We start from the raw sequence: 450 nt of genomic DNA, 5'->3' as shown, positions 1-450 counted from the left end.
GGCATGTTCCCAAGGTGTTCCAAGATATTGTACCGGCATTTTGATGGAGCTGATGGTGTTGATGAAACTAGTGGGCCTGCGATGTTAAATCGCGCTCTTCGAGTGGTGACCGCACACTCATTGTCTGGTCCTCGGATATTGATAACATTGACAGAAGGCTCTTTCTCAGATATACAACCTATAAGGCTATCATAGTCTATATAGGATGAAGTGTGGTCATTGTTCTTCCCATGCTGTTGGTTTGGCTGGCGGTTGTTGGTGTGGTTTTGGATAGGTGCTTTTCTAGGATTTTGGTTGTTGTGTGGAGGAAAAGCATTTTGATAAATCTGTAAGCCTGCATTGGGAGAGGTTTGGGCACCAACAGTGATTTCCTTCTGATCAATGAGGTCTTGCACATAGTCTTTCAGTTTCATGCATCTGAGGGTGGTGTGACCGTTTACCCTATGGAAC

At 44.9% G+C, this 450-nt stretch carries 1 protein-coding gene; it reads right to left on the bottom strand.

The window, feature by feature from the left end:
- On the bottom strand, nucleotides 1-413 hold a 413-nt coding region (locus CHM34_RS19635; RefSeq protein ID WP_206093849.1), incomplete at its 3' end, for a hypothetical protein.
- Nucleotides 414-450: the final 37 nt, after the last annotated feature.

It is taken from the genome of Paludifilum halophilum, from assembly GCF_002245355.1.
Taxonomy (GTDB): Bacteria; Bacillota; Bacilli; order Thermoactinomycetales; family DSM-45169; genus Paludifilum; species Paludifilum halophilum.
This window is presented reverse-complemented; position numbering and strand designations above follow the sequence as displayed.